Consider the following 7549-nt stretch of genomic DNA (forward strand, 5'->3'; position numbering starts at 1 on the left):
GCCCGCCGTGCGCAGCGCGAGCGCCGCGCCCATGCAGTAGCCGGTCACCCCGACGGGGCCGTCGGCCGCCGCCGGGCAGGCGGCCAGCCACCGCAGGTAGGCACCGGCGTCACGCATCGCCCGCTCCGGCGTCAGCTGCCGCATCACCGGCATCATGCGCCGCAGGACCGGGCCCCGCGCCCGGTCGTCGACGAACGCGGGCACCTCGGTGACCGGGGCCCGCCCGCGCCGGTGGAACACGTTGGGCACCAGCACCGTGTGACCGGCTCCCGCGAGCCGGTCGGCCATCGCCCGCACCGCCGGGCGCAGGCCGAAGGCGTCCGTGTAGAACAGCACGGCCGGCCGGGGCTCGCCGTCCGCCGGGTGCGTCAGATACGCGTCGGCGACACCGTCCCCGGCCGGCACGTCGACCTCGGTTCCCCGTACGGCGGTCACGGTCACTCGAACCGCGAGGTGTCGCCCGCGCCCCGGCGGACGATCTCGGCCTCGCCGCCCGAGAAGTCGATCACCGTGGTGGGTTCGGTGCCGCAGTCGCCGGAGTCCAGCACCGCGTCCACCACGTGGTCGAGACGGTCCTTGATCTCCCAGCCCTGGGTCATCGGCTCGTCCTCGCCCGGCAGCAGCAGCGTGCTGGACAGCAGCGGCTCACCGAGCTCGGCCAGCAGGGCCTGGGTGACGACGTGGTCCGGGATGCGCACACCGACGGTCTTCTTCTTCGGGTGCTGGAGCATGCGCGGCACCTCCTTCGTCGCGGGCAGGATGAAGGTGTAGCTGCCCGGCGTGGACGCCTTGACCGCCCGGAACACGTCGTTGTCGATCCGCACGAACTGGCCGAGCTGTGCGAAGTCCCGGCACACCAGCGTGAAATGGTGCCGGTCGTCCAGCTTGCGGATGGTGCGGATCCGGTCGATGCCGTCGCGGCTGCCCAGGCGGCATCCCAGGGCGTAGCAGGAGTCCGTCGGATACGCGATCAGAGCGTCCGAACGGATGCTCTCGGCCACCTGGGAGATGGTGCGCGGCTGCGGGTTGTCGGGGTGCACGTCGAAGTACTTCGCCATTCACCGAGCTTATGCCCCTCCCGCGGCCGGCCCGCACCGACGACCCCTCCCGTCCCGGCGGCCCCGTCGGACACGGCCTCGCAAAAGCGCTCGGGATGAGCCCGGCGCGAGGGTGGGGTAACGTCCCCGGACTGGCCGGAAAACAGTGAGCGCGACGAGGGGAAGGCCGAGGTGACAGGCGGCAGGGACGGCCTCCGGCGGTCCGACGGGACGGACGGGCCCAGCGGGACGGAAACCGGTGGGACGCGAGGGACGAGAGGGACGCGAAGGCCCTCCGGGGCAGCCGGAAGCGGAACCGCACCGGGGGCCTCCGGAACCGCGGGGACCAAAGCCGCACCCGGGCTCCCGGGCCACGCCGGAACGGGGGCGGCTGGGCCCGCCGCGGCCACCGGAACCGGCGCCGCCGTGGCGCGTTCCGCACCGTCCGGCGGGGGCGCCCCCGCCTGGGAGCGGGAACTGCTCGAACACCTGCGTCCCTCCGGACGCGACCTGCGGCGGGTCGTCGACTGGCTCGCCGGGACCGTGCGGGGCGTCGCGGGCCTCCAGGACGCCGACGGCACGGTCCTCGCCGGCACGCTCCTGCCCCTGGAGGAGGGCCTCGCCACCGGCATCACCTCCGGCCGGCTCGCCTCCGCGGCCTGGGAGGGGGAGGGCCGGCACCTGCGTCTGGTCAAGGTCGAGCACGCCGGCCGGATCCACCTGCTGGCGGTGTCCCGCCCGGCCCCCTTCGACCGGCACACCTCCGACGTCGTCACGCACACCGCGCAGGTGATCGAGCTGCTGCTGGCCGCCCGGGAGAGCACCGCCGCCGGGCAGCGGCTCCGCCGTGCCACCGCCGACCTGCGGCTGGCGATCCTGCAGCTGCTGATGGTCGAGGACACCGTCGCCGCCCGCCGGGTCGCCGCCGGACTCTGGCCGGGCCTGCTCGACGCGGACCGGGCCTGCGTCTACGTCGTGGAGTCCGACGCCGAGCGGCGCGACCGGCTCGCACAGGAGTGCCTGGACACCACGGAGGAGGAGGCCCTGGTCGTCCGGTGCCCGGCCATGGACGGTCACGTGATCGTCGTGAGCCCGCGCGAGGCCACGGCACCCGCACTGCGTTCGCTGGTCCGGCGCCATCCCGACACCTACCTGGGCGGCAGCGTCTGGCAGAGCCTGGCTCGCACCGCCACGGCGTACGGGCAGGCGGTCAGCGCCCTCGCCGTCGCCCGCTTCCGGCCCGACAAGACGGCCGTGTACGCCGAACGCACCCGCCCCGAACGGCTGATGGACCCGGCCGCGCTGCGCGGCTGGACCGCCGCCCTGCTGCGCCCGCTCGACGCGCTGCCGCACCACACCCGGGCCGAACTGCTGGCCACCACCCGCCTCGGCCTGGAGTTCACCGCGGTCAACACCGCCAAGATCCTCGGCGTGAGCCGCAACACCGTGCGCGCCCGCATGGAGCGCGTCGAGTCCATGCTGGGCACCGACTTCGACGACATCGCCGCCCGGGCCGTCGTACACCTGGCCCTGCACACCCAGATCACCCTCCAGGACGGGCGGACGGGCACCGACCCCTCGGCGGCCCCCGGCGGGCTCGCCGGCCTGCTGGCCGGCCCCGCCGTCCGCACCTGGGCCGAGGGGCTCCTCGGACGCCTCGACGAGGACACCCGGAACCTGCGCCGCACCCTGCGCGCCTGGATCGCCGTCGGCGGCAACGCCGAGCGGGCGGCGCAGACCCTGGGGGTGCACGCCCAGACCGTGCGCGAGCACGTGCGCAGCGCCGAGCCGGTCCTGGAACGCCGGCTTCCGGCCTTCGGCACCGACCTCTACGAGGTGGTCCTCGCGCACCTGGCCCTGGGCGACCTGCCCCGGCCCGTCTTCGCTGGGGAGCACGCGGGGGAACCGGGCCGCTCGCCGGCCGGCTGAACGACGGACGGGGACGGCGGACGGGGCGGCGGACGGGGGACGGGGCGGCGGACGGGGGACGGGGCGGCGGACGGGGGACGGGGGCGGCGGACGCGGGCGTGCCCCCGGAGTGTGTCCAATCCGGGCATCCGGTGCGTTCCGGACGCAGCTGTGCACGGTTGAGTCCTCCCGCGGCTTCACCGGGCACGGACGCGATACCCAGGCCCGCCGCAGGCCACGTAGTTTCGGCGTATCGCGGGAGCGCGACCGGAACGGGGGACCGGTCGGCTCCCGCGTCGTACGTCCGGCCGCCGTGCCGCCGGCGGTGTGCCCCGGGCGAGGCCGGGTACCCGACCGCCGCTGGGGGGTCCGGGTTCCCCGGGCGCGGGACGGTTTCCCGGTGTCGCGCACCGGCGGGAGGGCCCCGAGGGAGCACCGCGAGAAGGAGGCCCGAATGAGCAGTGGCACGGAGACCGGCGGCGTCACCGGTACCCAGGACAAGGACTACAACCTGATCTGGTACGTCGAGGCCTGCCTGAGCAACGCCCTCCGCCTCGACAGCTACATCCAGGACGCCGAACGGGCCGGGGACACCGAGGTCGCGGACCTGTTCCGCAAGGCCCAGGCGGACAGCCGCAAGGGTGCCGAGCTGGGCAAGGACCTGTTGCGCGCGCGGCTGGGCGGAGGCTGACGCTCCGGCCGACCGGGCCCGGCCGTCGCGCGATGCGCGCACGGCCGGGCCTTCGGCGTTCCCGGGGGAAGGTCCGCACACGTCTGCTACGGTCGAATACGCGTCCAACTCGGTTGGTTACGCGCTGTTCACCTCCGCCTGTTCGACCGGGCGGACGGGGTTGCTATCGTGCCACTCGCCGATAGCACGTTGAACGGGGGTTCGGGGGGCGGGTGTTGACCACACCAGTGCTCCCCGGGGTGTCAACGGCACGGGCTGGCAAGGGGGCCAGGCCGGCCGCGGCGTCGCGCGTACCCGGAACGCGGCCCTCTCACTCCGGTTCCTCGCACTGACGCAGAACAGGTGATTCTCCTCCCATGGCCCGATCCCTGGTCGACCTGCTGTTCCACCACGCCGCCGAGCATCCCGACCGGACCGCCTACCGCTTCCTCGTCTCCGGGGACAGCGACGGCGAGGTCCGGACCGTGTCCTACGCCCGGCTCGCCGACCGCACCCGCGCCGTCGCCGCCCGGCTCCAGGAACGCGGCCTCACCGGCTCCCGCGCGATGCTCCTGTACCCGCCGGGACTGGAGTTCATATCCGCCTACCTCGGCTGTCTCGCCGCCGGTGTGGTCGCCGTGCCCGGAGTGCCCCCGCGCGGACGCACCGCGAACCACCGGGCGCTGACCCGGATGAAGCGCCTGATGGCCGACGCCGGGGCGACGGTGGTCCTCGGCGACCGCGAGGTGGTCACCGTGCTGGACACCCTGGCCGAGCACCTCCCCGGACCGGCCGGCGTCACCCGGATCGCCACCGAGGACATCCCCGACGCACTGGCGGCCGACTGGCGCGAGCCCGGCCTCGGCCCCGACACCGTCGCCTTCCTGCAGTACACCTCCGGATCCACCGCCGCCCCGCGCGGCGTCATGGTGACCCACGGCAACCTGCTCGACAACGAGCGCGTCATCACCGAACGGCTCGGCCACACCCCGGACGTCCTCGCCGCCCACGACAACGAACTGTTCGTCAGCTGGCTGCCCGTCTACCACGACATGGGCCTCATCGGCCCGGTGCTCAACACCGTGTACACCGGCGGCACCAGCACCCTCTTCTCCCCGCTGGACTTCCTCCAGCAGCCCCGGCGCTGGCTCGACGCCGTCAGCCGCCACCGCCCGCACACCAGCGGCGCCCCCAACTTCGCCTACGAACTCGCTCTCAAGCACGCCCCGCCCGCCTTCCCCGACGAACTGGACCTCAGCGGCTGGCGGGTCGCCTTCAACGGCGCCGAACCGGTCCGGGCGGCCACCCTGCGCCGCTTCGCCGACACCTTCGCACCGGCCGGGTTCCGCCCCGAGGCGCTCACCCCGTGCTACGGGCTGGCCGAGGCCACCCTCATGGTCACCTCCGGCCGGGCCGGCACCCCGCCCACCCTGCTGCGGGCCGACGACGGCGGCCCGCACGCCGGCGCGGCCGACGCGGCGGCCGTCGGCACGGGCCGTCCCGGTCCCGGCGTGACCGTGGTCGTCGCCGACCCCGACACCCTCGACGAACTGCCCGACGGCGAGGTCGGCGAGATCCGCGTCGGCGGCCCGAGCGTCGCCCGGGGCTACTGGCGCAACGCCCTGGCCACCCGCGAGACCTTCCGCGCCGGGGTCAACGGCCGGGACGGCCGTTTCCTGCGCACCGGCGACCTCGGCTTCCTGCGCGACGGCGAACTCTTCGTCACCGGCCGCCTGAAGGACCTGATCGTCGTCGACGGCCGCAACCACTACCCGCAGGACCTCGAACTCACCGCCGAGACGGCCCATCCGGCCCTCCGCCCCGGCTGCACCGCCGCGTTCGCCGTCGACGCCGGCGCCGACGGCGAACGGGCCGTCCTCGTCGCCGAGACGTCACCGGAGACCGCCGGCGAGGCGGAGAAGATCACCGACGTGGTCCGGGGCGCCCTCGGCGACGCCCACGGACTGGCGGTCCACGACGTCGTCCTGGTCCGGCCGGGCACCATCCCCAAGACGTCCAGCGGGAAGATCCAGCGCCACGCCTGCCGCACGGCCTACCTCGACGGGACCCTGTCCCGGACCGACGCGCCGACCGCCGGGTGACACCCGGTCCGGCGCCCCCGCCGGCCGTCCCGCCCCGCGAGGCCCCCAGCGGCCCTCCCGCCCCAGCCCGCGCGGCGGCGGGGCGGTGACCGCCGGTCGCCCTCCCGTCACCGAACCAGCCCGCCCAGCGCCCGAGTTGCCTAGGACACCTGTGCCGAAGACGCCCGAGAACGACCGCCCGCACCCGTCCGACCAGCCGGTCCCGACCACCGTGGACGACGTGCGGGAATGGCTGGTGGCGGCCGTCGCCGAGGCGGCCGGAGTCGACCCCGGCACCGTCGACCCGGACCGTCCGATCGCGGAACTCGGGTTAGGATCACGGCAGTTGGTGACCCTCGGCGCCGGACTCGCCGAGCTCACCGGCCGGACGCCGGACGCCTCCGCCGTGTTCGACCACCCCACCGTCACCGCTCTCGCCGCAGCGGCCCTGCACGGCCCCGGCGCCGGACCGGACCCCCGGCCGGACGTCCCCGCCCCACGCCCGCACTCCGGCCCCGCCGGCGAGCCCCCCGGTCCCGTCGGCGACGACATCGCCATCGTCTCCATGGCCTGCCGGTTCCCCGGCGGAGCCGACGACCCCGAGGCCCTGTGGCAGCTCCTCGCCGAGGGCCGCGACGCCGTCACCGACGTCCCCCCGGGACGCTGGAACACCGACGGCCTGCACGATCCCGACCCGGAGGCGGCCGGCACGGCGTACAGCCTGCGCGGCGGCTACCTCACCGGCATCGACCGCTTCGACGCCCCGTTCTTCGGCATCTCGCCGCGCGAGGCCGAGGCCATGGACCCCCAGCAGCGGCTGCTCCTGCAGACCGCCTGGGAGACCGTGGAACGCGCCGGCATCGTCCCCGGCACCCTCGACGGCACCGCCACCGGGGTCTACGTCGGCCTCTACGACAGCGGCTACCTGGCCGCGGCCGGCCTGGACCGGCTGGACGGCCACGTCGGCACCGGGTCCGCCTCCAGCGTGGCCTCCGGGCGCATCGCCTACTCCCTCGGGCTCCAGGGCCCCGCCGTGACCGTCGACACCGCCTGCTCCTCCTCCCTGGTCGCCCTGCACCTGGCGGCCCGCGCCCTGGCCGACGGCACCTGCGACCTGGCCCTGGCGGGCGGCGCGACGCTCCTCGTCACCCCGCGCGGACACGTGGAGTTCAGCAGGCTGCGCGGACTGTCCCCGAGCGGGCGGTGCAGCCCCTTCTCCGCCGACGCGGACGGCGTGGTGTGGGCCGAGGGCTGCGGCCTGGTCCTCCTCAAGCGCCTCGCCGACGCCCGGCGCGACGGCGACCGGGTCCTCGCCGTGATCAAGGGCTCGGCGGTCAACCAGGACGGCCGCAGCCAGGGACTCAGCGCCCCCAGCGGACCGGCGCAGGAACGCGTCCTGCGCGCCGCGCTCGACGCGGCCGGCCTGCGGCCCGGCGACCTGGACCACGTGGAGACGCACGGCACCGGGACCCGGCTCGGCGACCCGATCGAAGGCCGGGCCCTGGCACGGGTGTTCGGGCCGGACCGCCCGGCCGGCCGGCCGCTCGCCATCGGCTCCCTGAAGTCCAACCTGGGCCACACCCAGGCCGCCGCCGGCATCGCCGGCGTCATCAAGACGGTCCTCGCGCTGCGGCACGAGACCCTCCCCGCCTCCCTGCACGCCGGGACCCCCACCGAGCACGTCGACTGGGCGGACGGCGGGCTGCGCGTCGTCGCCGCCGCCGAACCCTGGCCGCGCGACCCGCAGCGGGTGCGCCGGGCGGGCGTGAGCGCCTTCGGCATCAGCGGCACCAACGCCCACGTGATCCTCGAGGAGGCGCCCGATCCGGCCGGCCCGGGGCAGGAGCCGGCAG

6 protein-coding genes are annotated in these 7549 nt (G+C 75.4%); 4 read left to right on the plus strand and 2 right to left on the minus strand.

The features are described from left to right. Both G3I53_RS27450 and G3I53_RS27455 read right to left on the minus strand, forming a co-directional pair. The coding region (locus tag G3I53_RS27450) for a dienelactone hydrolase family protein (protein ID WP_343240699.1) at positions 1-435 on the minus strand (435 nt) is incomplete at its 3' end. Between the two features lie 2 nt (positions 436-437). Beyond that, a complete protein-coding gene (locus tag G3I53_RS27455; RefSeq protein ID WP_164338589.1) occupies positions 438-1058 on the minus strand; it encodes an L-threonylcarbamoyladenylate synthase in 621 nt (206 codons plus the stop codon). A 405-nt stretch (positions 1059-1463) separates the two neighbouring features. On the opposite strand from G3I53_RS27455, the gene G3I53_RS27460 reads away from it, so the two are divergent. The 4 genes from G3I53_RS27460 to G3I53_RS27475 form a co-directional block, all read left to right on the plus strand. Further along, positions 1464-2966 (plus strand): helix-turn-helix domain-containing protein, encoded by a 1503-nt coding sequence (locus tag G3I53_RS27460; RefSeq protein WP_164338590.1) that lies wholly within the window; start codon positions 1464-1466, stop codon positions 2964-2966. 433 nt (positions 2967-3399) lie between these two features. Beyond that, entirely contained in the window at positions 3400-3636 is a 237-nt protein-coding gene (locus G3I53_RS27465) for a hypothetical protein (protein WP_164338591.1), read from the plus strand. Between the two features lie 356 nt (positions 3637-3992). After that, positions 3993-5717, plus strand: a complete 1725-nt coding sequence (locus tag G3I53_RS27470) for a fatty acyl-AMP ligase (protein WP_164438888.1) — start codon at positions 3993-3995, stop codon at positions 5715-5717. A 151-nt stretch (positions 5718-5868) separates the two neighbouring features. After that, on the plus strand, positions 5869-7549 hold a 1681-nt coding region (locus tag G3I53_RS27475), incomplete at its 3' end, for a type I polyketide synthase (RefSeq protein ID WP_343240700.1).

Source organism: Streptomyces sp. SID14436, from assembly GCF_010548465.1.
In the GTDB taxonomy this organism is placed as follows: Bacteria; Actinomycetota; Actinomycetes; order Streptomycetales; family Streptomycetaceae; genus Streptomyces.